General features: G+C 59.1%; 22 protein-coding genes. 9 read left to right on the top strand and 13 right to left on the bottom strand.

From position 1 onward, the window contains the following. Positions 1 to 68: 68 nt before the first annotated feature. Positions 69 to 806, bottom strand: a complete 738-nt coding sequence (locus tag ABCP74_RS04825) for a tRNA (N6-threonylcarbamoyladenosine(37)-N6)-methyltransferase TrmO (RefSeq protein WP_343000918.1) — start codon at positions 804 to 806, stop codon at positions 69 to 71. Positions 807 to 947: 141 nt separating this feature from the next. Between ABCP74_RS04825 and ABCP74_RS04820 the strand changes: the two genes are divergently transcribed. Both ABCP74_RS04820 and ABCP74_RS04815 read left to right on the top strand, forming a co-directional pair. After that, the gene (locus ABCP74_RS04820) at positions 948 to 1,775 is read left to right on the top strand and encodes a TipAS antibiotic-recognition domain-containing protein (protein ID WP_343000919.1); all 828 of its coding nucleotides are present in this window, start codon (positions 948 to 950) and stop codon (positions 1,773 to 1,775) included. A 51-nt stretch (positions 1,776 to 1,826) separates the two neighbouring features. Next, positions 1,827 to 2,072, top strand: coding sequence for a glutaredoxin family protein (locus ABCP74_RS04815; protein ID WP_343000920.1), 246 nt, complete (start codon positions 1,827 to 1,829; stop codon positions 2,070 to 2,072). Positions 2,073 to 2,136: 64 nt separating this feature from the next. Here the strand turns inward: ABCP74_RS04815 and ABCP74_RS04810 are convergent, their stop codons facing one another. Further along, on the bottom strand, positions 2,137 to 3,090 hold the full coding sequence (locus ABCP74_RS04810) for a tRNA dihydrouridine synthase (protein WP_343000921.1): 954 nt from the start codon (positions 3,088 to 3,090) through the stop codon (positions 2,137 to 2,139). 251 nt (positions 3,091 to 3,341) lie between these two features. Between ABCP74_RS04810 and ABCP74_RS04805 the strand changes: the two genes are divergently transcribed. Further along, positions 3,342 to 4,475 carry a hypothetical protein gene (locus tag ABCP74_RS04805; RefSeq protein ID WP_343000922.1) on the top strand — a complete coding sequence of 378 codons (1,134 nt, stop codon included), beginning with the start codon at positions 3,342 to 3,344 and terminating at the stop codon, positions 4,473 to 4,475. A 273-nt stretch (positions 4,476 to 4,748) separates the two neighbouring features. Here ABCP74_RS04805 and ABCP74_RS04800 read toward each other — a convergent pair whose 3' ends face one another. The 7 genes from ABCP74_RS04800 to ABCP74_RS09435 all read right to left on the bottom strand — a co-directional run bounded on the left by ABCP74_RS04800 (position 4,749) and on the right by ABCP74_RS09435 (position 13,281). Further along, positions 4,749 to 8,003 carry an ABC transporter ATP-binding protein/permease gene (locus ABCP74_RS04800; RefSeq protein ID WP_343000923.1) on the bottom strand — a complete coding sequence of 1,085 codons (3,255 nt, stop codon included), beginning with the start codon at positions 8,001 to 8,003 and terminating at the stop codon, positions 4,749 to 4,751. Between the two features lie 112 nt (positions 8,004 to 8,115). After that, on the bottom strand, positions 8,116 to 9,807 hold the full coding sequence (locus tag ABCP74_RS04795) for an FAD-dependent oxidoreductase (protein WP_343000924.1): 1,692 nt from the start codon (positions 9,805 to 9,807) through the stop codon (positions 8,116 to 8,118). A 2-nt stretch (positions 9,808 to 9,809) separates the two neighbouring features. Then, positions 9,810 to 10,130, bottom strand: a complete 321-nt coding sequence (locus ABCP74_RS04790) for a rhodanese-like domain-containing protein (RefSeq protein WP_195246175.1) — start codon at positions 10,128 to 10,130, stop codon at positions 9,810 to 9,812. Positions 10,131 to 10,282: 152 nt separating this feature from the next. Then, positions 10,283 to 10,948 (bottom strand): Crp/Fnr family transcriptional regulator, encoded by a 666-nt coding sequence (locus tag ABCP74_RS04785; protein ID WP_343000925.1) that lies wholly within the window; start codon positions 10,946 to 10,948, stop codon positions 10,283 to 10,285. Between the two features lie 365 nt (positions 10,949 to 11,313). Next, entirely contained in the window at positions 11,314 to 12,285 is a 972-nt protein-coding gene (locus tag ABCP74_RS04780) for a TlpA family protein disulfide reductase (protein ID WP_343000926.1), read from the bottom strand. 29 nt (positions 12,286 to 12,314) lie between these two features. Continuing rightward, the gene (locus tag ABCP74_RS04775) at positions 12,315 to 13,217 is read right to left on the bottom strand and encodes a 4Fe-4S binding protein (RefSeq protein WP_343000927.1); all 903 of its coding nucleotides are present in this window, start codon (positions 13,215 to 13,217) and stop codon (positions 12,315 to 12,317) included. Next, positions 13,210 to 13,281, bottom strand: coding sequence for a CD1871A family CXXC motif-containing protein (locus tag ABCP74_RS09435; protein ID WP_254179316.1), 72 nt, complete (start codon positions 13,279 to 13,281; stop codon positions 13,210 to 13,212). The genes ABCP74_RS04775 and ABCP74_RS09435 overlap by 8 nt, the downstream gene beginning before the upstream one ends. 147 nt (positions 13,282 to 13,428) lie before the next feature. Here ABCP74_RS09435 and ABCP74_RS04765 point away from each other — a divergent pair, with 147 nt between their 5' ends. The 4 genes from ABCP74_RS04765 to ABCP74_RS04755 all read left to right on the top strand — a co-directional run bounded on the left by ABCP74_RS04765 (position 13,429) and on the right by ABCP74_RS04755 (position 16,412). Continuing rightward, positions 13,429 to 14,121: a response regulator transcription factor gene (locus tag ABCP74_RS04765; RefSeq protein ID WP_425458543.1), complete on the top strand. Its 693-nt coding sequence runs from the start codon at positions 13,429 to 13,431 to the stop codon at positions 14,119 to 14,121. After that, complete coding sequence (locus ABCP74_RS04760; RefSeq protein WP_343000928.1) at positions 14,118 to 15,257, top strand: HAMP domain-containing sensor histidine kinase; 1,140 nt, start codon at positions 14,118 to 14,120, stop codon at positions 15,255 to 15,257. The genes ABCP74_RS04765 and ABCP74_RS04760 overlap by 4 nt, the downstream gene beginning before the upstream one ends. A gap of 30 nt (positions 15,258 to 15,287) precedes the next feature. After that, a complete protein-coding gene (locus ABCP74_RS09430) occupies positions 15,288 to 15,695 on the top strand; it encodes an arginase family protein (RefSeq protein ID WP_425458542.1) in 408 nt (135 codons plus the stop codon). A 267-nt stretch (positions 15,696 to 15,962) separates the two neighbouring features. Then, a complete protein-coding gene (locus tag ABCP74_RS04755; RefSeq protein WP_343000929.1) occupies positions 15,963 to 16,412 on the top strand; it encodes a PH domain-containing protein in 450 nt (149 codons plus the stop codon). Positions 16,413 to 16,581: 169 nt separating this feature from the next. Here ABCP74_RS04755 and ABCP74_RS04750 read toward each other — a convergent pair whose 3' ends face one another. The 4 genes from ABCP74_RS04750 to ABCP74_RS04735 form a co-directional block, all read right to left on the bottom strand. Then, positions 16,582 to 16,899 carry an ATP-binding cassette domain-containing protein gene (locus ABCP74_RS04750; protein WP_343000930.1) on the bottom strand — a complete coding sequence of 106 codons (318 nt, stop codon included), beginning with the start codon at positions 16,897 to 16,899 and terminating at the stop codon, positions 16,582 to 16,584. A 162-nt stretch (positions 16,900 to 17,061) separates the two neighbouring features. After that, positions 17,062 to 17,343 (bottom strand): hypothetical protein, encoded by a 282-nt coding sequence (locus ABCP74_RS04745; RefSeq protein WP_161155314.1) that lies wholly within the window; start codon positions 17,341 to 17,343, stop codon positions 17,062 to 17,064. Positions 17,344 to 17,358: 15 nt separating this feature from the next. Further along, complete coding sequence (locus tag ABCP74_RS04740; protein WP_343102195.1) at positions 17,359 to 18,057, bottom strand: DUF1700 domain-containing protein; 699 nt, start codon at positions 18,055 to 18,057, stop codon at positions 17,359 to 17,361. Continuing rightward, complete coding sequence (locus tag ABCP74_RS04735) at positions 17,969 to 18,289, bottom strand: PadR family transcriptional regulator (protein ID WP_343000980.1); 321 nt, start codon at positions 18,287 to 18,289, stop codon at positions 17,969 to 17,971. The genes ABCP74_RS04740 and ABCP74_RS04735 overlap by 89 nt, the downstream gene beginning before the upstream one ends. A 339-nt stretch (positions 18,290 to 18,628) precedes the next feature. Between ABCP74_RS04735 and ABCP74_RS04730 the strand changes: the two genes are divergently transcribed. Together ABCP74_RS04730 and ABCP74_RS04725 are read left to right on the top strand one after the other, a co-directional pair. Continuing rightward, complete coding sequence (locus tag ABCP74_RS04730) at positions 18,629 to 19,633, top strand: helix-turn-helix domain-containing protein (RefSeq protein WP_343000932.1); 1,005 nt, start codon at positions 18,629 to 18,631, stop codon at positions 19,631 to 19,633. A gap of 155 nt (positions 19,634 to 19,788) precedes the next feature. Next, on the top strand, positions 19,789 to 24,156 hold the full coding sequence (locus tag ABCP74_RS04725) for a hypothetical protein (protein ID WP_343000933.1): 4,368 nt from the start codon (positions 19,789 to 19,791) through the stop codon (positions 24,154 to 24,156). The last annotated feature ends 90 nt before the right edge of the window (positions 24,157 to 24,246 follow it).

Genomic DNA, 24,246 nt, shown 5'->3' with positions numbered 1-24,246 from the left:
ATTGTCCACCAGCGTGGGCGGTTTTGGAGCGGGGTTAAGCGTTGTTTTTGACGGATACGGACGGATGGTTAGTCCCGCGCGTCGTTGATGGCGGTTACCGTCAACCTGGCGCCGTCGACCGTAAACGATATGTCAAGCCCGGCGTAAGCCAAATGGTAAACGCGGTTTGGCTCGTGCTTGCTGCCCGCGCGGCGCGGATCTTGGCGAAGGACCTCGACCAAACCAGGGAGCTTTGCGGGCGGGACCATATCCTGCAGCGCTTGTGGGAACTCGACGTCGAGCTCTTGCCACGGAGTACCCTCAATCCAGCCGCCAGTCGCATCCGGGTGACAGTCCGCAAACGGAATGTAGGGCTTAATGTCGTAGATGGGCGTGCCGTCACGCAGGTCGGCCCCCAGCACATGGATGATGGGACCATTGTCGGTGAGCTCGACGCGATCGAGCTTGACGCAGGTAAGACCGATGGGATTAGGGCGAAACGGACTGCGCGTGGCAAACACGCCCACGCGCTCGGCTCCACCCAGACGCGGCGGGCGCACAGTTTTCGACCACTTGGCATTGGTGCCGGACCTGTCCTGCGTCTTGGCATCGGTAGCTATGTCCTTAGCCGTGCCGCCGGGCGTTCCGTTTTCGAAGCGCCACAGCAGCCACAGGTGAGAGAAGGAGTCTAGGCCCTCAACCGCTGCATTGGAGGCAAATTCCGGCTTAAAGACGATGCGTCCCTGCAGATGGGGCGCCAAAAAGCTGTTGCGCGGAATGCCGAACTTCTGCGGCAGGTCGGTATGTATGTGTGCAATAGGTTCCATGCCGGCCATTGTACGGCATGAAGGTGTGGGGCGTTGCGCGCAATTCTTCGCCGCGGTCCCCCGTCATGCAACCAACGGTTGCTTGGAAGGGCACCTGCTGCCGCGTATGCTTAAGCCATCAACCAGCAGAAAGGAGCCGCTATGGCCTTTGCAGAAAAGCTCATTGCTGTCCGTCGCGCCCATCACCTTACCCAAGAGCAGCTTGCCGCTAAGCTCTTCGTCACACGCCAGGCCATCAGCCGCTGGGAGCGCGGCGAGGTCACCCCGGGCATCGACATGATGAAGCTCATCGCCGCCGTAACCGGAGAACCGCTGTCCCACCTGCTCGAAATGCCCGAGCACTATTGCCAGAGCTGCGGCATGATACTCACGCCCGACGACTGCGGCACCGATGCCACGGGCACCGTGACCAATCATTACTGCAAGTGGTGCTACGACCACGGCAAGTACACCTACGAGACCACCATGGAGGCAATGATTGAGGATTGTGCCCCGCGCCTGGCACAAAACACCGGTATGTCGCTCGACGAAGCTGTCTCGCTCATGGGCGCCGTCCTGCCGCAACTGGAGCGCTGGCGCACCGTGCAGGAAAACGAGGAGCGCTACGGCGCCGAAGCGCGGGCGCGCTATGGCGATGAGGCCATCGATGCGGCAAACGAAACGCTGCTGGACATGGACCCCGAGACATGGAACGACATGAAGGAACTTGAACGCGCTGTTCTGGGCCAGCTTTCGATTGCCATGGGCATTGGCGACCCAGAGAGCAACGAGGCTCGTAAGCTTGTCGCGATGCATCGTCGCTGGATTGCTCTCAACTGGGGATGCGAGCCCCAAGACGAGGCGTACCTGGGCCTCGCCCACGGCTATCTTGCCGACCAGCGCTTTGTTGACTACTACGACAAGCCCTGCGGCACCGGAGCCACGGCGTTTCTGGTGCAGGCCATCGAGTCGTCGTTGACGCGCGCATAGACCGCGGCAGCTTTGGGTACTTCAATCAAAACCTCAACCGATTGGAGACCTATGGCTACTGATCACGAGCTCGCTCTGTACGTTATGACCGGCTGCCCGTATTGCATAAAGGTCAAGCGCTTTTTGGCCGATAACGGCGTGACCATCCCTGAGCGCAACATCTCGACCGACCCCGATGCCGAGCAGACGCTCATCGCCGTCGGCGGAAAACGCCAGGTTCCCTGCCTGTTCATCGACGGCAAGCCGCTCTACGAATCGAGTGACATCATCACGTGGGTACAGGAGAACCTGCTCTAGTGCAGCATAGTCATCGGGGACGTTCTTAAATGACTAGTCGTTAAAGAACGTCCCCGACGACTAACTAGCCGTGGAAGCGGGCTATGGGTGCAAGTGGCTGCTCGCGAAAGACGCGCTCGACGGCGGCGCGGTATTCGTCAACCTTTTTGGTCTTGCGCACGATCTTGTGGACGGTAGCGGGATCAGCGAAAGCGCACTTGGCGTAGAACCACCACTCCTTCATGCGGAAGACCGCATTGCCGCCAATCTCTTCTGCATATGCCGCAAACAGCGTGTCGTGGAAGCGCTGCAGCTCAGCAGCCGTTGCAGCTGGGCCGCCCTTGACCATGCGAGCCAGCGCGGGGTTCGCGAGCAGGCCACGCCCCAACATCACATGGCGCGTGCCGGGATAGGCCTCCACCAGCGCGTCCATATCCTCAAGATCAAAAATGTCACCGTTATAGGCCACGGGGAACGGCGCCCGCTCCAACGTCTTGCCGTAAAACTCCTTGCGCGGCGAGCCCGTATAACGGTCCTTCTGTACGCGCGGATGCACGATCAGCTCTGCCAGCGGCATGCGGCAATACAAATCGAGTACACGCTCGTATTCGTCGTCGCCCTCCAGCCCCAGCCTGGTCTTTACCGATACCGGCAACGGCGACCGCTCGCACACATCGTTCAAGAACACCTCGAGCTCGTCGAGATTGCGCAAGAAACCCGAGCCCTTGCCCTTGGCGACAACCGTTCCCGAAGGGCAACCCAAGTTGAGATTGACCTCGCGATATCCCATGTCGGCGAGTACCTGTGCCGCCCACACAAACTCGTCCGCGTTCTTGGACATCAGCTGAGGCACTACGTTGAGCCCCTGGTTATTGGCAGGATCGATCTCCTTAAACGCCTTGCCGCCAAAGCGGTTTCCCACCCGCGGCGGCGGCAAAAACGGCGTGTAATAGCAATCGAGCGCGCCAAAGCACTCCGCATGCACGCGACGGAACACATGCCCGGTAATCCCCTCCATGGGGGCCAACGATAGAATCATCAACATCTACTCTCAAATCAATGCGGCAAAGGGACTGCCCCTTTGTCACATGCATTATGCCTTGTCCTTGAGGTGGCCCACAAGGCGGAGGCAGTTACTGACGCCAACCAGCCCTCCAACCATCCCTGCGCAACGAAGGTGAACGGTGTCCACGAACAGCAAGTAGGGCCGCCCCGCAGCAGCTCCCCCACTCATCTATACTCAAGAGTGCGTGTGCATCGCCCCCGAATAACGATGAGAGCCGAGGCCCCATGCAGCAGCTCACCGAGCAAGAAAAGAAACGCATCCAGCGGTATTGCACGTACCCCAAGATCGCAGCGACCGCACTCGTCATGTCGTTCGCAGCATGTCTGCTCATGCTGCCGCTCCAAATGATCAACGATATCGCGTTCCACCAAAAGGAATTCCAACCCGCGGGCATATATACCGCCATCGCACTTACCGCAATCGAACTCGCCATCTTTTGCTATTGCGCTCTTGCGCCGCGCTTTGGAATGCAGGGCAAACAGTGGAAGGAGCTGCAGAGCAGGCTTGCGGTAGCCCAGAACAACAAAGACCGCTCCGCGGAGGTCGCCAGCGTGCTCGCCGCGCAAGCAGCCGGCCGCCTGCTCAAGAACAGCGATAACGATGTTGCGCGCAACCTGGGCGGCGCCGCCGAGGTTGCCAGCGCCGTAGGGGCAGTTGCCACCGCGGCGGACGTGCTAGCCGAAACCTCGAGCAATGCCGAGGCCATGGCAAACGCATACGACGTGACGATTCCAAGCGTCAAGAAGCAGATCATAGCTCTCGCAGTGGCGCCCGCCATTGTGCTGCTTGGCGTCTACATCCCGCAGTTTGTCCAGGGGAATAACGAGCTTCAGGTAAGAAAGGCTGCAGCCGCCGAGCAGCTCGCCATCGCGCAAGATGCCTTGGAGCCCGTGTGCGAACGCGTTGCGGCAGACGACCCATATGAGTCGTATCACGACTACGGCTATCGCATTATCGGCTATCTGCGCGATAATGACCTCGGCGCTCAAGCAGCCTATGTCTACCTTTCTTTCGATGCAGACGGCATGCTCACGGACGTCGATTACACCAGCCAGATCGACCCCGAGGCAAGCCTTGCAGACAACCTCGCCCGCGCCGAGCAGGACATCGCGACGCTCTGTGCCCCGCTCAACGGGTTGGACATTTCCGTTGCCGCACCGGGCCTCCTCACGCCATGCAGCCCGTCGGATGAATTTAAACAGGCATTTTTAGCCGGATCCCTATATGAAGAAATCAGCATCAAGACGGAGGACGAATCTATCAAGTCGTACTACACCTTTGACACCGAGCCCGAGGAAGAGTTCGACGAGTACACCCATCCGGAAATTAGGCTCATGCTCTCCGCAAAGAAGAACTAAAGGCTTGCACTCTAATTGCCGCTCGCAAACATCGTCCATATCTCGAGGTCTAATACTTTTCCCGAGAAGTGAACGGCCGTTTTTGGACCCCCGAAGCATCGACATTTTCAGACGTCAAAACCGCAGGATTTGGCTGACAAAACCGCAGGAAATTGCATCTCAAAAGTGTCGATGCTTCGGGGGTCCGTTTTTACTCGTTCACTTCTTGGAAAAGTATTAGACCTCGATTTTACAAGCCACTCAATGTGACAAAGGGGCTGTCCCCTTGTCACATTATTCGGAGCGCAGGGCTTCCACGGGATCCTTTTTGGACGCGCTGCGAGCCGGCAGCAGGCCAGCGACAACCGTCAGCAGCACCGAAATCGCGATGAGCACCAGCGCATCCTGCACGGGCAGGCTCATCAGATTGGGTACCTGCTTGGCAGCAAGTGCCCAGGCATTAACCGGAAAGCTCACGGCCACCACAACGACAATGGCAAAGACGCCGGCGATGAGGCCCTCGATAAAGGTCTCGGCATTGAATACGTTGGCCACGTTGCGCTTCGACGCGCCGATCGCGCGCAGAATGCCAATCTCCTTTTTGCGCTCCAGTACGCTGATGTAGGTGATGATGCCGATCATGATGGAGCTCACCACCAGACTGATACTCACGAACGCGATCAGCACCAAGCTGATGGTGTTCACGATGTCGGTCACCGAACCCATGATGATGCCCATGTAGTCGGTGTACGAGATTGCCTGCTCATCGTGGCCAGCGGCTTTGACCTGCTTGTTGTACGCATCGATGTGATCGAGCACGCGCTCCTTGGCCTCAAAGTCGCGCGGGAAAATCTTAACCGAGATGGGGTCTGCCTCATCCGCATAGCCCAACGTGGTCAGATTGTTATCGTAGGTGAGCTTCGACGCCTTGGCATAGCTCATCATGAGCGAACTCAGGTCCTCGGCGTCCATGTTGAAATGGATGGCACGCGCAAAGGCGCTCGCATCCACACGCATAGCGCTCGCTAGGTTGGCAAAACTCGAAGACATCTGCGTCGCCATCTGGTCCATGTGCCCTGCCGCGCCCGCTTTAAGCTGGGACGATACCGTTGTCGCAATCTGCTCACTAATTGTCTGCATCACCTGATCCATAGCCTGTTGCAGATACGGAGCCAGCTGCTTTTGCACATAGTCGGTCATCGCCTGTTGCAGGCGCTCGGCCAGGGCATCGCCACCGAGTGCCTTGAGCTGAGCCAGGTATTGCTGCGCCGTGGCATCATTCTCAAGATACGTCGAGAATGCGGCAGCGAGCTTTGACGCGTCCTTAAGATCTTCGGGTGTCAGCGCCCTAAACTGATCAGACTGCAAAAAGCCCTCAAACAGTTGGTTGGCAAGCGTTCCCACCTGCTGCATTTGCTCGGGTGTGAGCTCCAGACCGTCAAAGATGCCCGAGAAATCTGGGGCCGGTGCTTTGGCCATGATGTCACTGAAGTCGATGTCCTTGCCAACGTCCGAAAGGTCAATGTCCAGACCGGACAGGTCAATACCAGAAAGGTCCATACCGCCGGCCGCACCCGAGAGCGCAGATGTATCGAACGAAAACGCACTCTTCAGCGCCGCCTCGTCCACACTGAACATGCTGCCCAGATCCACGCCTTGCTTGGCCTCGCCTTGCAGTTCATCGAAAGACTTGCCCGTAAAGACATCCGTCTCGGGGTGGGCGAGTTGCTCCTGCACAATCTGCGAATTTGCGGCGCGTTCCATAAGCTGACGAGTCAGTGCATGCGTATAGGCAATGCCCGGGGTCAGTGCGCTCGCGTTGGCCGTCTCATTGGGCCGCACCACGCCCACAATGTGTACGTCGATACCGTCGGCAACCTTGGCGGCCATAAAGTCGGTGTCGCCAGACATATCGGTCCACATGCCGGTCTCTTCGTTTTTGCGATACGCATCGGCCGGCGACAGCACCTTAAACGTCGTGGACAGCGCATCGTCGTAGGTAAAATCGGTACCGGCCTCGGACGTCTCGATCTTACCGTCAGCCGTCATAGCACTGTTAACCAGGTCGTTGAGCTCATCGATATCCAACGCACCGATACTGTAGAGCGTGTAATCGCCCACCGTGCCACGGCTCGAAAGCACCATCACGGCTTCGCTGGCAGACGTGGGCCAATGACCGGCGACGACATCGTACTGGCTGTCGAGCAGGCTCTGGTCGTCAATCATCTCGTTAAAGACCGAGGTTCCCATGGATTCCATGCTCACCGTTGCCGCCGAGCTCGCGCCTCCGCTCATGGCCTCGGTCATGGCGTTGGGCACCAGCCGGACAGGCTTCTCATCGCCCTTGCCGGCACGATAGACAACCGGCGATACACCGTAGCCGTACTGAATGGCGTTGACCTCTTTATCGATGCCGTCGCCACCGGCATCGAGCCATGCCTTAAAGCTCGTCATGTCGTTGGACTTAACGCTCGCAAACATATCCTTTACGGCCGTGACCACAGGGATCCTATCGGTCCCCTGAGCCTTGCCGCCGGCACTGTCGTCGGACGAATCCACGTTTTCAGGCGAGTCATCATCCGTGACCCCCTGTCCGCCCATCATGGACGACAGGTCGTAATCCTGCTTGGAAATGGTGAGCGGGTAGCTCGAGAGCGTATCCTCCTCGACCTTTTTGATGTAGCCGTTTACGCCGTTGGACAGCGCCAGAATCGCCGCGATACCGACAATGCCAATCGAGCCCGCAAAGGCCGTCATGGCCGTACGGCCCTTCTTGGTCATGAGGTTTCGAGCAGAAAGGCCCAGCGCCGTCACAAAGCTCATCGAAGTTTTGCGCGTAGGCTTGGCCTCGCGACGTGCGGCTTCGGCAGCATCGAAAGGGTCGGAATCGTCGGTGATCTTGCCGTCCGCCAGGTTGACGATGCGCGTGGCATATTGGTACGCAAGCTCAGGATTGTGCGTGACCATGATGACCAGGCGGTCGCGCGCAACGTCCTTGAGCAGATCCATGACCTGCACGGATGTCGTTGAATCCAAGGCACCGGTCGGCTCGTCGGCCAGCACAATCTCGGGATCATTGATCAGGGCGCGGGCGATGGCCACGCGTTGCATCTGTCCACCCGAAAGCTGGCTCGGGCGCTTGTTAACATGCTCCCCCAAGCCGACTTTCTCCAACGCCTCGCGTGCACGCTGGCGGCGCTCGGCATGCCCCACGCCCGTGAGCGTGAGTGCCAGCTCCACGTTTTCCAAAATGGTCTGATGCGGAATGAGGTTATAGCTCTGGAACACAAAGCCGATGCGGTTGTTGCGGTAGGCATCCCAATCGCGATCGTGAAAGTCCTTGGTCGAAATGCCGTCGATCAACAGGTCGCCCGAGTCAAAGTGGTCGAGTCCGCCAATAACGTTGAGCATCGTGGTCTTACCCGAACCTGAGGGACCCAGAATGGCTACGAACTCGTTATCGCGAAAAGACAAGCTCACGCTGTCGAGCGCCACCTGCGTAAACGACTGCGTAACGTACCTTTTGCAAATACCCTTGAGCTCCAGCATGGACGGCAACCTCTCCCACGCGAGCGCACTTGCCCGCTCTCCCCCGCCGTTCGTATTCGACGCGTTTGTCCTACTCTATCTTGTCATTGTCATACACGCCGCTCAAAAGGCCTTACTTTTCCAATCCACACGGCATCACGTTATCGCTACCGCGATGGTCTTTAGTCACAGCAGCAAAGAAGCGATAGCCACCCGAGAAGTTATAGCAGTCAAAACCGTACTGAGCGAGGATGCGGCAACCAATGTAGCTGCGAAGACCACTTTGGCAAATAACATAAACAGGCTTTGTCACGTCAAGCTCCCCCAAGCGAGCACGCAAGTCATCGACGGGAATGTTCACAAAGCCGTCGATATGTCCGCGGTCATACTCGCCAACCATACGGACATCGAGCAGCTGCACACTACCATCGCGCGGCAGATCCGGTTCCTGCTCCCAATGCCACTGCTTGAGCATGCCCGAGCCCACGTTTTCGATCATAAAACCGGCCATGTTCACCGGGTCTTTCGCCGAAGAATATGGCGGCGCATAAGCCAAATCCAAATCCTTGAGCTTATCGGCACGAATACCGGCCTGGATTGCCGTCGCCAGCACATCGATGCGCTTGTCCACGCCATCGATGCCCACAATCTGCGCGCCCAGCAGACGCAAGGTTTCCCTCTCAAACACAACTTTCATGGTCATGGGCGTGGCCCCGGGATAATAACCCGCATGCGATCCAGGTGACAGCACGACGCTCTCGTAATCGATTCCCGTCGCACGCGCTGCCTTCACAGAAAGGCCCGTGCTCGCAGCTGTCAAGTCGAACACTTTGATTACCGAAGAACCCAGCGAGCCCTGATAGCGACTGTCTAAGCCACAAATCACGTCGGCGACGATACGTCCCTGCTTATTAGCGGGGCCTGCAAGGGAAATCACCGCGTCCTCACCCGTCACCTGATGCTTGACCTGCACGGCATCACCCACGGCATATACGTCAGGAGCAGACGTCTCCATGCGGTCGTTCACCACAATGGAGCCCTTGATGCCCAGCTCGATACCAGCTTTCTTTGCCAAATGGCTCTCGGGCGCAACGCCGATAGCGAGTAGCACCATATCGGCCATAATGGAATCATCGCCCGCCACATGTGTGACCACACGGCCATCGGCCTCCTCAAAGCCCGTAACGTCGGCACGAAGGCGCAGGTCAATGCCATGCTCGCGGACCTCTGCATGAAGCAGCGTCGCCATGTCGTAGTCCAGGTTGTTCATCAGCTGCCCGGGGCGCTGCAAAAGCGTCACCTCGAGACCCAAGCCACGCAGGTTCTCGGCAGCCTCAACACCGATAAAGCCGCCACCGATCACCACGGCGCTCCTCGGCTCATGCTCTTGCACATAACCATGAATGCGCAGCGTGTCCTCTACCGTTCGAAGGCTAAAGATCTTATCCAAATCGATTCCCGGAAGAGCGGGGCGAATGGGATGCGCGCCTGGCGAAAGAATCAGCTTGTCATACGTCTCGACAAATTCCTCGCCGGTGAGCAGGTCGCGAACGTCAACCGTATGCACCTCGGGATGAATGGCGATCACCTCGTGGCTCGTCTTCACGGCAATGCGGAATCGATTCCAAAAGCCCTCGGGCGATTGCAGCGTGAGCGCAGACTCCTCCTCAATCACGCCGCCAATAAAGTATGGCAATCCGCAGTTAGCATAGGAGACATAACCTGTGCGCTCAAAAACGACAATCTCCGCCTGCTCGTCAAGCCTGCGCAAGCGCGCTGCCGCCGATGCACCGCCAGCAACGCCCCCCACGATAACCACCTTCATAGTTAACGCACCACCTTTCCGCTGTAGCTATTGATTCCGCCGATGTTCTTCACGTTGACGTAGCCCGCACGCTGAAGAAAGCTCGCAGCGCGACCGCTACGAGCGCCACTCAGGCAATGCACGAACAGAGGCGTATCCTTCTTTGGATACTCGACAAGCACGCGATTGACGACATCGAGGGGAATGTTGATGGCACCGGGGATATGTCCCTGCCGATACTCATCGGCGCCACGCACATCGATCAACACCGCACCTTCGGTCGCACGGCACTCTTCAACACCTTTGTTGATATCCACCCCAGCAAATAGATTGAACAATCCCATGATGAGCTCCTTTGCTCGCTTGCCCTATCGTTTGATGCCAGTATGCCCGGAAGGCGCAGACCGGTTCCGTGACCAAGTCACCGTATGGGACAATTTTTTCTTAAGAGCGAGTGCCAGGCACTGGACGGATAGGCACCATGGCAAAGCCATCGCTACGGCAGGCGTGTCAAACCGTCGACATCCAGAACAAGGATTCGTCCGCGCTTCACCTCGACAAGACCTTCATTGGCAAGACGACGCAGCACGCGCGTCACCGCCTCGCGGGCAGAGTTGATGTCACGCGCCAGCTCGTCTTGAGTGACCCGGAGCTCCATTGACCCCGTTGCCTGGCATCGCTCAACCAAATAGTCGGCAACACGCTGGTCGAGACGTCGGAATAGCATCTGTTGGAGCACACGAACCACCTGAGAGTAGCGCCGCGCCTCCACTTCGAGCATAAAGACTTTGACGAAAATATTGTTGCTGGCAAGATGCTCGCAAACACCGATAGGCACAATAAGGAGCTCGGATTTCTCTGTTGCGGCAACCAACGTGCCAAAGGAGATTTGCCGAATTACGCACGAAGCTGTTGTAACGCAGCACTCGCCGCACCCAATCCTAAAGAGCGTGACCTCCTTGCCTTCCTCGGAAAGGAGGCTGACGCGGACACCACCCTGAACGATAAGGAACATGCCGGTACAGGAGCTATCGCTGCCGCCGATAAGCTGGCCGGCATCGAAGGTGCGCAAGGCGGCTTGCTCCAAAACGAGCGTCCTCTCGTCAGAAGACAGATGCGCCCAAAAAGGGAGCTTCTCTACAACGTTTTGCACCATGGTCATCTGCGACTCCTTCTCCCATGGTCTAATCTATCAGGAATAATAGGGAGCAGCAAAAGTCAACTGTCGCAAGAATGACCTGTACCGCAAGATCATCACTGAGGGCTTTGGGATTGCCGACGAGTGCTTTGAGGCCAACGCTTTGGTCATCTTCCGTGAGACAGGGAACCGTCAGCACACCATCAAGGCCGTTATGTGTGCCCTTCTGGGTCTCTAGGAGCCGTATCAATGGAAACTGTTTTGCCGGTGCCAGTGAGGAATGTTGGGAACCGCACAAAAACGAACGGGACGGCACGTCGCGTGGCGCACCATCCCGCACATGGCATTGACAATGTGGCAAAGGGACTGTCCCTTTGCCACATTCGAACCTACTGCTCGCTATTCGCAATCGCCTGGTCGATAAGTTTGTTGAGTGCTGCGCGCTGCTCGGCGGAGCTGATGGCTCCCACGATTGGGTCCCCTACGATGTTGCCATTCTGATCGATGACATACGTTGTCGGGAACGAGAACAAATTTGACGTAAACTTACCGGCCTCGCTATCCGACTTGAACCAGATGTTCTTATATGTCACGCCCTTCTTGCTCAGCACGTTCTTGGCATCTGCAATCTCGCCCTTGTTGCCATCGAGCGTAAAGGAGTTGACGCCCACGACCTGGCCGCCCTTCTCGGCAAGCTCCTGATTCAGTTTCTCAAGATCGCCCAGCTCGCCCACGCACGGCTTGCAAGTGGTAAACCAGAAGTTCATGACGGTGACCTTGTTCTTAGAGAACAACTCGTCGCTGCTCACGTCGTTGCCATCCAGGTCTTTGCCCGTAAAGCTGGGGAACTTCGTCGCCTCGCTCGAAGCATTGGCACCAGCCGTCATGCCAGCGGTCGAAGCGTCGACGCTCTCGCCTGCACTCGGCGTGCTTCCACAGCCGGGGAACTCCTTCTCCAGGCTCTCGAGCTTGTCCTCGATCTCCTTGATCTGCTGCGCACCGGCCTTGAGTGTCTTAAGCTCATCCGCCGTGAACTCATCCTTGGCGCCGTCGATGGTCTTGAGCAGAAAATCGCCGTAATTGCTGCCGTCCTCAATCATTGCCGAGTCTTTATTGGCCGCATTGAATACCTTTTCCCACAGCGCGTTATCACTCGAAAAGATCTCGTTCTCCTTCTGCATGAGCTTCGCATACAGCTCGGCGGCCTCGTCGGCATCGGCCGGCTTCTGCGCAGTGAGTTCTGCGATCTTAGGATCGGAGCTCGCAGATTCGCTCACATTGCCACCGGGCGCCGAACATGCCACAAGGCACAAGGCCAATACCGGCACCATAAACAGGGCCGCAATCTTAGAAAGCTTCATAGTCATTCCTCCGTTTTGTCGAAGCTTGTTTACTTTTTATCGGCGGTCAAGGGAAGCTTTTCCGCCGACACATCCAGGCCATAGCGATAGCTGATGGCATCGACAGGACAGGCCCCGATGCACTTTCCGCACCGGATACATTCGGCATGGTTGGGCGCGCGGACCACATCAACGTCCATCTGACAAACCCTTGAACACTTGCCGCACGAGACGCATTTGCACGCGTCGACCTGAATCCCCAACAAGGACACCCTATTCATGAGCGCATAGAATGCGCCGAGCGGGCAAATCCATTTGCAGAAGGGGCGATAGAACAAAACGCTCAGCACTACCACGGCAATGAGAACGGCAAGTTTCCAGGTAAAGAGCTGCCCCAGCGCAGATCGAATGCCGGCGTTGGCGATGGCCAGCGGAATGGCACCCTCGAGCACACCCTGTGGACAGATGTACTTGCAAAAGAACGGGTCGCCCATGCCCACGTCGTTAACCACCAAGACGGGCAGCAGCACCACGGCAAACAGCAGCACGACGTACTTGATGTACGTGAGCGGCTTGAGCTTTTTCGTGGAGAACTTTTTGCCGGGAATCTTATGAAGCAGCTCCTGAAGCCAGCCAAACGGGCACAGAAAGCCGCATACAAAGCGTCCCAGCAGCACGCCGAGCAAAATGAGCGTACCGGTGACGTAGTAAGAAAAGTTGAACTTGGATGAACCTACCACCGACTGGAACGACCCGATGGGGCACGCACCCGATGCCGCGGGGCACGAATAGCAATTAAGTCCAGGTACGCAGACTGTTTTTCCCGCGCCCTGATAGATGCCGCCTTTGGCAAAGTTTGGCAGGTGAATGTTGGTGATGAGCGTCGCCGCCGCCTGAATGAATCCGCGAAATCGGGCCAAAACATGCGACGCAGTGTTTTCTCTTTTATCCAATTCCGATACACTCCAAGCACAGCCTAATCGCTTTGGCCAGCACGGCATCCGCCTCGCCACGCATAACGCCAAAGCACACCATGGCAATTCCGACGATCAACAAAGCGACCTGTACCACGGGTTTTACCGCTTTGAACAACCTAACCACTCCTTTCGTTACGCGACCATTGGACCATATCGACTATAAAATCCGTGTTAAGCGCGATTTGGAATGTGCAAGGAGACTGTTATGCGTATTTTGATCGTCGAAGACGAGCGAGCACTGTGCGACACGATCGCACGCAGCTTGCGAAACCTGGCATACAGCGTCGACTGCTGCCACGATGGACGGGAGGCGCTCGATCTGCTGAGCATCGAAGTCTTTGACCTCGTGGTACTCGACCTCAACCTTCCCCGTATCGATGGCATGACCGTGCTCAGGGAACTTAGGAAAACCGACTGCGAGACCAAGGTACTGATTCTGTCCGCGCGTGGCGAAGTATCCGATAAAGTCGCCGGACTCGATGCCGGCGCCAACGATTACCTCACCAAGCCGTTTCATCTGGACGAACTTGCGGCAAGGATCCGCAGCCTTACCCTCAGACGCTTCGCACAAAGCGACATAGTATTAACCTGTGGAATGCTCCGCTTTGACACCAAGGCGCGCATCGCTTCCGTGGACAGCGAGGCTCTATCTCTTACACGCAAGGAAACGGGAATCTTGGAATATCTGATGCTTAATCAGGGGCGACCGGTAAGCCAAGAGGAGCTTATCGAGCACGTTTGGGATAGCAGCGTGAACAGCTTTAGCAACGCAACCCGCGTTCATATCTCGTCGCTCCGAAAAAAGTTGCGCAGCGCTTTGGGATACGACCCGATTCGCAATCGGATTGGAGAGGGCTACGTTATGGAGGATAGCGAATGAAAAGGCTTTCGCTGCAATGGCGCATAACGATTATGACGGCACTGCTCACGTGTGCGGCATGCGTGCTGACGAACTGTCTGGTCGGCTATACGGGCATGCGCTACATGGATGCCATCGGCAGTGACATCTCGGCCTTTAACGCAACCGGCGAAGATTCGCCCCAGGCGTTCGACCCAACGAAAGCGACCCTCGATGACGAGGTCACGATCGTCGTAAACGACGCACAGGAGTCTTTTGGCACGACAGCCTGGCGCATCACGGCTGGAGTCACACTCCTTGGCGGCGTGCTGGCATACTTTGTGAGCGGCCGTGCACTCAAACCGCTACGAGCTTTTGCAGCCCAGGTTGAGCGTGTGCAGCCTGACAACCTAAGCGAAATCAGACTCAGCGAAGATGTGCCCACCGAGTTACAACGATGCAGCGCCTCTTTCAACGACATGATCGCCCGTCTTGGCGAAGGGTTCTCTGCACAGCGTCAGTTTACCGGCAACGCCGCACACGAGCTGCGCACCCCGCTCGCCCTTATGCAAGCACAGATTGAACTATTCATCTCCGAGCACTCCGGTTTGCAACCCGAAACAGCCGAGCTGCTCGGCCTGCTACAAGAACAAACTGAGCGAATGTCGCGGATGACCAAGGTGTTGCTCGAGATGAGTGAGCTCCGCAGCGTTCCTTGCGAGGACGATGTGGAACTTGGTCCCTTGTCCGAAGAGATCCTCACCGACCTTGCGCCACTTGCCGAAAATAAGGGCATAGCCCTCAATTGTGCTGGGAACGCTTTAGTAATCGGGAGCGACACGCTCCTCTATCGGCTGGTGTTTAACCTGGTCGAAAATGCCATCCGTTACAGCCACCCCGGCTCGACTGTCAACGTCTCCATCTGCGACAACGACAGCCACGTGTTCCTGCGAGTCGAGGACCAGGGCCCGGGAATACCCAAGCAGTACCGTGAGAGCATCTTCCAACCGTTCTTTCGCCTGGATAAATCCCGCAGCAGGGCATACGGCGGCGCAGGACTCGGACTAGCGCTTGTTTGGGAGATTGCAGCGCTTCACGGTGGCACGGTAGAGGTCGAAACAAGTTCCGAGAACGGAACCGTGATGCTCGTGACCCTCTCAAAGGGGGCCACCACGTGATCCGACTGTCCAGGGGTTCCACTCGGCATTGTGAAACGCGTCCCAAAACTTGGATATGAGGAATGGGAGGCAGTTCGCATCTATGCCGAGGACGAAGTCCTGGCGGGGATTCAGGATGCGCAGAGGAAGCTTACGGCAGAAAACCCCGACAGAGTCGTGACCGTCGGCGGCAACCGCATGGTGTCGCTTGCCCTCTTCGATTACCTGCACGGGAAATACGAGAGCGTTGGAATCGTCTGGATCTATGCGCATCCGGATGTATCCACGCTGAATGATGGCTACCCCAACGCTCACGCCATGGTACTTGGCAGCCTTTTGGGAGAAAGTCATCCTGGTCTTCGGCGGCGAATAACGCGAATGTCCGCAGGCAGACTCCAACCTGTGCGCGGAGAAGCTGGGCGACGCAAACAAGATTCCTCGATTCGAGCATGGAGATAAATCCGTCTATCAGTCTCATCGCATACTCAGAGGAGGATGCCAGATATAGATCCCATTGGGTAAAGTCGCCGTTCATAAAGGGAATCACTGCATTGCGCTCGGCGACTCTCAAGGCACTCAGGCTTTGTTCTATTTTCTCAGCTTCTTGTTTGAACTGTTCGCTATCCAAAATGCCCCCAAATGCCGGCTTCTCAACAAATCAGAAAAAGCATTGGCTATACTGATGCGGACAGTTCCGGGAGGGGTGCAAGAGACGGAAGGGCCGTAATGGGTGAGAAGGGCGAGCGGCCGGAGCGGGTGTTCCCCGGCAGGACAGACCCGTGGTTCATAGCGGCCATGGTGATTGTGGCGGGCGGTTTATCCGCGGCGTGTATCGCGTGTTTCCTGAGCTCGAGTCCCGCGCTCCTATGGGGCTGGCTCGCGCTGCTGCCCATCCCGGCCCTCGTGGCCCTGGCTGCCCTTCCCGTCCGCAGCAATCGCCTCGAGCTCTACGGCGACCGCCTCCTCGTCGTGTACGCTGGGACGCGTTCGGTGATACCCTACGCCCACGTGCGGGGCGTCCGGCGCACCAGGACGCTCTGGGCGGGGACGGCCAACTCGCTCGACCGCGTCTACATCGAGGCGCCCTACGACGGCGACGCCATCGTCTCGGTCAGAGACAACGACGCCCTCGTGGCGGAGCTGGAGCGCAGGTGCGGCCTTGGGCCCGGCGCCTGACGCCCCGAAAGGAAGAGAGGATGGACGTCCCGCACTGGCCCTACTGGAGGAAGTATTCCCTCGGCGGCACACAGGTCTGGTACGCGGACTGGGGCGACTGCCCCTTCGACACTGGTCTACATGAGCCCAGTTGAGTTCAGGAACGCAGGGCTGTCCCTGTAAAAAATGTTTAAGCAACCGTTGCAAATCCATTCTCCCGCGCAGAGAGCCCCGGGTAGGCCGAGCTCGCGTCGGGCATGTAGCCCATACGCCTCCGGGCGGCGGCAAGCCCGCGCCCGCCGCGCTCGCCGAACAGCTCAACCGAGCCCGAGCTGGGGCTGGCGGTGCCAGTGACGATACAGATGAGCGTTGACTTCCCGGCGCCGTTTTCGCCGATGAGCCCGTAGACGCGCCCCGCCTCGAGGACGAGGTCGATGGGGCCGAGGACGGTCCTCCCGCGGTACGCCTTCGTGACCCCGTGAAGGCGGAGGGGCATGGCTGTCGTCATTGCGTTCCTTTCTCCTCGGATGGATTTTGGGTATGCGTCATGGGCCCCCGCGCGGGACGGGGAGCGAATCGACGCAGGCTCGAGGCCGGTTGGGTTGGGGTTGAGGTCCGGGTTCCACAGGCTTGCACAGCCCGACGGACGGGGCGTCCGGGCACGCTATGCTTAGGGAGCGGTGGGCGCCTCCGGGGCAGCAGGGGACTCGGACGCGGTGATGCCGGAGGTGTCGACCTCGCCGATTCCGGCGAGCTGCTCGATGAGGGGGAGGCCCGTCGGGTCGTCCACCTCGACGCCGCCGAGCACGATGGTGCTGTCGCGCGTGTCGATTTGGGTTGTGAACACGGCCGGGTCGAAACCCGAAGCGATAAAGCCAATGCCCGCGAGGACAACACCCGCGGCAACGAGCCCGCCCGCCACGGCGAGGTAGATCTTCTTCGCGCTGGTCATGGTACTCACTCCTTTCTACGCCGCGAGATGCGCGGCAGCGCCGCCCTTCTCGCCCTTACCCTTCCAGAAGGGCGAGGCGGCCTTCCTCGCCCAGAGCGCCGAGAGGCGCGCAATTTGTTTTGAGGCGGCCCAAGCGCCAGCACCAACGAAGAGCGCCACGCCGACGAGGCCGAGCCCCACGCCCGCCGAGGCGAGGGCGTACGGGAAGTGGCCGATGGTGACGCCGCTTACGGCAAGCAGGAGCTCAACTACGCCCACGCCCCCGAGTGCCGCCGCGACGATCCACACGCAGAGCGCCAGCACCCAGATGCAGATATAGACCGTGACGGCCACGGCGGCGAAGGCGGCGAGCAGCGGCACCCACACCGGGGAGCCCACGATGGTCAGCACCCACAGCAGCGCGGTGCTGCGCCGGCGCGTCCTCGCGATCGCGCGCGGCACGGCGGGCAGGTCGTCGAGCGTGGCCTCGGCAACCTCGCCGGGGGCGCCCATGGCGGCCACGGCCTCCTCCTCGCTCATACCGTCCTCCATGCGGTCGGCGATGGCCTCCGCATAGAACGCCTTGGTCTCCTCCACCTGCTCGGCCGGCAGGCAGGCAAGCAGCTCGCCCAACCGGCCCAGAAACTCATCGCGCGTCATGGTGCGCCCCCTCAACGTATGCGTAAATCTCCCGTACGGACGGCCACTCGGCCAGGAACTCCTCGATGCGCGCACGCCCATCGTCCGTGATGCGGTAGTACCGGCGCAGCCGCCCGTTGTGCTCGGCAGAGCGCGCCGTGATGCACCCGGCATTCTCCAGGCGCTTGAGCAGCGGGTAGAGCGTCGACTCCGTGAGCCCCATGCTCGCCGGCACGTCCTTCACGATCTGGTAGCCGTAGGACTCCTCGCCGGAGACGGCCGCGAGCACGCAGGCCTCCAGGAAGCCGCGCTTCATCTGGGCCTCCATCCGCACACCTCCTCTCGTCATATACTATGCTATACACACTATACGATGCAAGGTATTAGACGTCAACTCTCATCGCGAAGATTCTCCGGCCCCTGCGCGCTGCGAACGTGATGTCGCGGGGCGGTTGGCATTATGCATGAAACGTCAAGTAACGCTCTTTTGATCCACTTCCACTCGGCCCCATATGCCTTGTACAACGCCCCCTTCGACCTCGGGTTCAAGAGAGCCGCTAGTCTTCCTTTATACGTTCGGCATAATCGTCGGTGATACCCACAAATTCCAGTCCCGAACAACAGGAGTACAATTGCTGCATTGTTGTCAGCTGTTGGGAGATGGAAGATGGACTGCGATGGCTACCCATGCGTTCCCATGCCGTTGATGTGCACTGCCTTTGTGCCGGGGCAGATTGACGCTGCGGTTGCAGGCATTTCCGACCCCGATTCACGCACCATCACCACGGCAGAAGCGCTGTACTTTCGCGGACAGGCCGCCCTCGCTGCCAAGACGGCGCGCCCCTATCTTGACGCCACCGACCCCGCATTGCGCTATTCCGCATGCTTTATCTGCGGATATGCCAGCCTGTCGCTCAACCGTATCGCCGACGCCCGCCGTTGTCTTGCGGGCATCCTCGATACGCCGGCCGACGAGGAATCGCCCGCCATCCACGCTACGCATATCCTGTTCGCCTCGGCCGCGAGTGTCCTGCTGCACTTGCCTTCCCCGTATTCTGCCGAAGAGTTTTATCCACTTGTGGCGCATCTGCCCGAAGGCCTGCGCCTGTTCGCCAGCTACGTGATGGCGCACGCCTTGTACCTGCGCGGCGAATACGGCCGCAGTCTGGGCATGGCGGAAAATGCCCTGATCATGAAACAGGGAAGCTATCCGATCTCGGAACTGTTCCTGCACCTGGCAGCTTCCATGGCATGCATGAGTCTCAAAGACGTCGACGCCGCAAAAACGCACTTCGGAGTTGCTTGGAACATTGCGCGTCCCGACGGCCTTATCGAGCTCATTGGCGAGCATCACGGCCTTTTACAGGGGCTCATCGAGGCGTGCCTAAAAACGAGATACCCTGACGACTTCGCGCGCATCATCGAGATTACGTATCGATTCAGCTACGGTTGGCGGCGCATCCACAACCCCGATTCGGGCGAGGACGTGGCCGACGATCTAACGACCACGGAATTCACCATGGCCATGCTCGCCTGTCGTGGGTGGACCAACGCCGAAATCGCACGCCATATGGGAGTATCGCCGGGCACCGTCAAAAACCGCCTATCCGGCGTATACGCAAAGCTTGGCATCGGCACACGCGCCGAGCTGGTCGCGCATATGTTGCGTTAGCAACCGGGCTGCCAAGCGCATCGAACGCGTTCCGGAACCCGGCGCTTCGCTCAATCAATTTGGACATTTTGACCCTTGAACGGCACTACCGCCACGGGGAACCTTCTCGCAAAATTGGATTATTTCCACCGATACCTGCGGGATGGGAGCCAAAGATGCTTGATCGCCGTTCGTTACTTGTTGCCGGAGCATCCTCGTTGGCAGGCATCATGCTGCCTCGCGTGCTGGGCAGCGCAAACGCCTTCATACTGCCATTCGCCCCCACCGAGGCCCATGCCGACGAAGAAGACCCCTTCAAGGTGCTCGTTCTCTCGCGCACCATGTTCGGCGTGGTCGTGGTCGACGTCTCCAACAAGAATACGCCCATCGCAGGCGCCAAGGTCACGCTCACGTCGCGCTACGCCGCGGGCAAGCAGCTCGCCGCCACGACCGATGACGAAGGCACGGCCATCTTTGAGATCGCGCCGCTTTCGGAAGGCTACGTGGACGAGGCAACGCTTCTCGACGTGTACGACTTTAACGGCGGCATCTCCATTAGCATGGCGGGCTACCGCGATGTCGAAATTCCCCTCGCGCGTGTCCAAGGCGGCACCGCCATTACCGCACCCACACGTCCGCTCTCCGATGGCGAGCCGTACTTTCGACAGCTTACGTTCGACGAATGGGACATCCAGTACGCCGACGCCACGTTTATGGCAATGCCAGCGGACGAAGCAGCAAACGACCAGCCCGACACACACGCTTTTACCGTGCAAGCCCATCTGCCGCAGGGCGGGCAGGCAACGTTGCATATCAATAAAGTGATGCCCGCTGCGGGCAGCTCATCCGAAACCGTCACGCAGATTGGCCAAGTCAAGGCCAGCGCATCGGGCGCGGATAATCTGGCGACGTTCACGCTCGAAGACAAGTTCCTCGACGCGGCATCGAGCCTTCTGGAAGAAGGATGTAAGCTGCGCTTTGTCCTCGACTACCAGGGCAAAACTTACACGCTCTCCTCCCCCATGGCCGTTGTTACCGCGCCGGCGGCAAAGGCAGAATCGGGATCGACCACTATCGTCCCCACCACCATGGACCAAGAGATCACTCCGTTTGATTTCCCCGCAGCGTTTCCCGGCATCGGCGGCAATAAGTTCACGTGCTGGATGCCCACATTTCCGATCCTCTTCGATTTCTCGTTTGCTGGATACGTGCTGTTTGGCGGAGGATACAAGCCAGCCAGCTATATGAACGATTCGGGCAACCCTGATCCGGAATACTGGAAGAAATCGCCGCGCGAGTCGGGCGCCAAGCAGGCAAACCGCTACCTCGACGAGATGGAGGGGAAGTGGAATCAGTACAAGAGTATGAGTGCCGGTTCGGGCACCGATCCAAGAAACACCAAGCTCCTTCGCCACCATTGCACGCCGCTGTTCACGATGGATATCGCCACACAGCTGTACGGCTCGCTCGCCTACGATTGGGTGGGCAAAACCTGGGACAGCAACAACGACCCCGCATACGGCAATATTAAGGCCCTCTTCCAGGTAAGAACCGACCTCAATTGGACCGAGCAGTTTACCCTAGGACCGGTGCCGTTTTTCCTAAACGTCAACCCCTGGGTGCTGGCGAAGCTGGCGCTCGCCGTGGGTGCCCACACGCACGGCAGCGGCGCGGCGTTTTTTAAAAACATTTCGCTCGACTATTCAAACACGTCGGGCTCGTTCACCATCCAGATCGGGCTTGCCGTCACCTTTGGCGCCGGCGTTGCAGGCGTCGCTTCGTCTGCCGTGCGCGGCGCCGCATCCCTCACGCTGTTCATTGGGTACGAGAAGGCAGATGGACACCAGCTTCCGCGGCTGCGCATAGGTGCAGACGTCGATGTCGATGTGATACTCCAGTTCGTGATGTTCAAGTGGACCACCAAGGCTTGGTCGGGGTCGTGGCCCACACTCCTCGATTCGTGGAATATGTCGGTGAACAACGGCGACCAGTATGTACTCCAGCGCTCTGAGCTCGCATTGGGTGGAGATACGCCCTATACACTAGATGCCTGCTTCGGCTCAGCCGGCAACGCCGAGGCGGGCGGCGTGCCGCAATTTATCGCATCGGCCACCATCGTCACCAACGCCGAGCTGCTCGCACGCGCCGAGGTTAAGGCCACTGCAAGGAATGTCGCGCCTACCGTACGCGATTGGGACCGGTCGGTCACGCGCATTGAGCTCGAGGCGGATGCAGAAAGCGACGACACGGGACAGGTCGAACATTTCGTCCACGCACTGATAGAGAACGACGAAAACGCCGCGCCGATGTATAAGTACACCTATATCGGGCAGGCGAGGGACGCCGCTGCGGACCCCAACGCCAATTCTGCTGGTGTATCGGAGGACGAGCGTGGCGGCATCAGGCCCTCGAGCGACAACGTGCTGTTTGCTGGCGTGCTCAGCGAAGCCCACATGAAGCTGGCAATAATCGCCGGCGTGGAGTGCTTGTTCCGTATCGCCTCGGTGCGCTACGGCGAGAACGGTCGCTCGCGCCTGGTGGTGCATACAAAAACGAACGGCACGTGGTCCGCTCCCACGCCCGTGGACTTCTCCCTTGGGTTTGGCGAGGGCGACGTGGAGCGCAACGGCATATTCGATTACGACTTCGACGTGGTGGAATATACAGACGGGAGGAGAAACCAGGACGCCTACGTGCTGCTGGTCTCGGGCGAGCGCCCCGCCGGTGACAACACCCTTTTCGATACGGCGAGCACATCCGGCATACTGTCCGTTGTGCGCCTGCGCATAAGCAACGACGGAGTTCGCGTGATATCGCATACGTCATGGCGCAGCATCTCGCGCGGCCGCCTTCAGGAGGATGGCTACCATTGCCTGCAGTGCCCACGCATCACGGTGGGCAAGACGCTAGTCGACGGGCGCCTGTCGGGCGCCTACCTCCACCGCCGCGGAGCCACCGCAGAAAAGGCACTCGGCAGCGAGGCCGAGGTTGCGCTGGAGTGCTTTACCCTGTGGTCGGACGTTTCGGGCGACAGTCTCACGTTCCGTCAGGTCCTCCGCTTTCCGCAGGCACCGTCGAGCATCGAGCTGGGCACGCCCGAGAATATCAACGGCAAAATGGTGGTGCCCGTTGCATACGAGACTGCAGACGGTTGCGGCTGCGCATCGTACGCCGTGATCGGCCAGTCCATTGCGGGCTGGGGCGTTATGTCGCCAGATGCGGCAGTACCCCACGCGGTGCCGTGGCCGCAACACACGGGCTTTTTGGCTACCGTCAACGAGCAGCTGCAGCATATTACTTGGGCACGAGGCGCATCGGCATTTGCAACGCAGCCCGTGGGCGCCGCGGGCTGTGGCCCGGCATCGTTTAGCGTAAGCAACAACGGCAGGTGCGTGCTCTATGTAGAGAACACCGATGGCAAGGTGGGGCAAACCTACGACGAAGAAGGCAACCCAGTAGCAGTGATGGGCAAGCACTTCCGCATCTTCGCCAGCACCTTGGCAGGCGATCTGTTCACGGAGCCGTTCGTGATGTGCGAGCTGGACCATCCCGTCGATCAGATAACGACATTTTTGACGTCGGGGGGCATGCTCTCCGCGCTCGCCACGCACATTGTGAGCGCGGAGAAGAGCGAGGCAGAACTACACGGCATCGAAGTGCCCTTGGTGGCGTGTGCCACTCCGACGGGCGCAGTCGCTACCTCGGGCGCGGTGGTGCCCGGAGCAGCAGGCGAATCCTTCATGGTCACGGTGCGAAACGACGGCAACACCTTGCTGACCGCCGGCACGATCGATCTGTACCGAGAGGGCTCCAGCCAGCCGTTCTCCAGCGCATCCATCGGGTTCGGAGCGAACACACGCATGGCATCGATCTACGACCCAGAGCTTGCCGAGGACGCTTCGGCCAACGACATGGCACATGTGAAGTACGCGCTCGAGACGCTGGGCGCACGTTTTGCAACGCACCCGCTGGTAGCCGACAGCGGCAACGCCGTGCTGGCACCGGGTTGCACGGCACAGTTCCGCATGAGCTTCGCCATCCCCGAGAGTTGGAGCGACGAGGTGGGCAAACGCGTCACGCTGTATGCGAAGGCGCGTGACCTGGTAGCGCTCGATCCCGTAACGCTCGAGGAAATTCGACCGGGCGCAAACTCGGCGCTGGGTGCCGTACTGCACGAGCTTCATGTGCCCGACGCGGCATGCGAACGCTCAGAAGTTCAGGTCGGCATATGCGACAGCGCGAATACGACAGAACTTCATGACGCCCCGATGACAGCAGACGGCGATGGCGGCTCGAGCGGCGGCGGTACTGACGAGGGCGGCGGCTCCGGCGGAAGCAGCTCCGGCAGCGGCAAGGACCACGGCAATAACAAGCGCTCCGGAAAAGCGGGCGCGCTTGCGGGCACGGGCGATGTCAACGCTCCCCTTACGGCAGCCGCCGCAGCACTCGCCGCGGCAGGCGCCGGCCTCGTCGCCTACAGCGCCCGCCGCACGGCGCTCGAAAAAGACACCGCCAATGAGGCCAATTTGGATAAGCCTCGCTAGCTCCTAGTTACTTTCGTGAGAGACGCCGACTCGGCTCATCGAACATCAAAATGGGCTGGCCCCGATAACTCGGAGCCAGCCCTGAGTCGC

The sequence above is a fragment of the Collinsella aerofaciens genome, assembly GCF_039062315.1.
Classification (GTDB): domain Bacteria; phylum Actinomycetota; class Coriobacteriia; order Coriobacteriales; family Coriobacteriaceae; genus Collinsella; species Collinsella aerofaciens_BG.
This window is presented reverse-complemented; position numbering and strand designations above follow the sequence as displayed.

What these genes read in the sequence shown, in the direction of transcription:
- ABCP74_RS04825 (WP_343000918.1), bottom strand. Translation starts at nt 806, where the DNA reads ATGGAACCTATTGCACACATACATACCGACCTGCCGCAGAAGTTCGGC.
- ABCP74_RS04820 (WP_343000919.1), top strand. Translation starts at nt 948, where the DNA reads ATGGCCTTTGCAGAAAAGCTCATTGCTGTCCGTCGCGCCCATCACCTT.
- ABCP74_RS04815 (WP_343000920.1), top strand. Translation starts at nt 1,827, where the DNA reads ATGGCTACTGATCACGAGCTCGCTCTGTACGTTATGACCGGCTGCCCG.
- ABCP74_RS04810 (WP_343000921.1), bottom strand. Translation starts at nt 3,090, where the DNA reads ATGATTCTATCGTTGGCCCCCATGGAGGGGATTACCGGGCATGTGTTC.
- ABCP74_RS04805 (WP_343000922.1), top strand. Translation starts at nt 3,342, where the DNA reads ATGCAGCAGCTCACCGAGCAAGAAAAGAAACGCATCCAGCGGTATTGC.
- ABCP74_RS04800 (WP_343000923.1), bottom strand. Translation starts at nt 8,003, where the DNA reads ATGCTGGAGCTCAAGGGTATTTGCAAAAGGTACGTTACGCAGTCGTTT.
- ABCP74_RS04795 (WP_343000924.1), bottom strand. Translation starts at nt 9,807, where the DNA reads ATGAAGGTGGTTATCGTGGGGGGCGTTGCTGGCGGTGCATCGGCGGCA.
- ABCP74_RS04790 (WP_195246175.1), bottom strand. Translation starts at nt 10,130, where the DNA reads ATGGGATTGTTCAATCTATTTGCTGGGGTGGATATCAACAAAGGTGTT.
- ABCP74_RS04785 (WP_343000925.1), bottom strand. Translation starts at nt 10,948, where the DNA reads ATGACCATGGTGCAAAACGTTGTAGAGAAGCTCCCTTTTTGGGCGCAT.
- ABCP74_RS04780 (WP_343000926.1), bottom strand. Translation starts at nt 12,285, where the DNA reads ATGAAGCTTTCTAAGATTGCGGCCCTGTTTATGGTGCCGGTATTGGCC.
- ABCP74_RS04765 (WP_425458543.1), top strand. Translation starts at nt 13,429, where the DNA reads ATGTGCAAGGAGACTGTTATGCGTATTTTGATCGTCGAAGACGAGCGA.
- ABCP74_RS04760 (WP_343000928.1), top strand. Translation starts at nt 14,118, where the DNA reads ATGAAAAGGCTTTCGCTGCAATGGCGCATAACGATTATGACGGCACTG.
- ABCP74_RS04755 (WP_343000929.1), top strand. Translation starts at nt 15,963, where the DNA reads ATGGGTGAGAAGGGCGAGCGGCCGGAGCGGGTGTTCCCCGGCAGGACA.
- ABCP74_RS04750 (WP_343000930.1), bottom strand. Translation starts at nt 16,899, where the DNA reads ATGACGACAGCCATGCCCCTCCGCCTTCACGGGGTCACGAAGGCGTAC.
- ABCP74_RS04745 (WP_161155314.1), bottom strand. Translation starts at nt 17,343, where the DNA reads ATGACCAGCGCGAAGAAGATCTACCTCGCCGTGGCGGGCGGGCTCGTT.
- ABCP74_RS04735 (WP_343000980.1), bottom strand. Translation starts at nt 18,289, where the DNA reads ATGGAGGCCCAGATGAAGCGCGGCTTCCTGGAGGCCTGCGTGCTCGCG.
- ABCP74_RS04730 (WP_343000932.1), top strand. Translation starts at nt 18,629, where the DNA reads ATGGACTGCGATGGCTACCCATGCGTTCCCATGCCGTTGATGTGCACT.
- ABCP74_RS04725 (WP_343000933.1), top strand. Translation starts at nt 19,789, where the DNA reads ATGCTTGATCGCCGTTCGTTACTTGTTGCCGGAGCATCCTCGTTGGCA.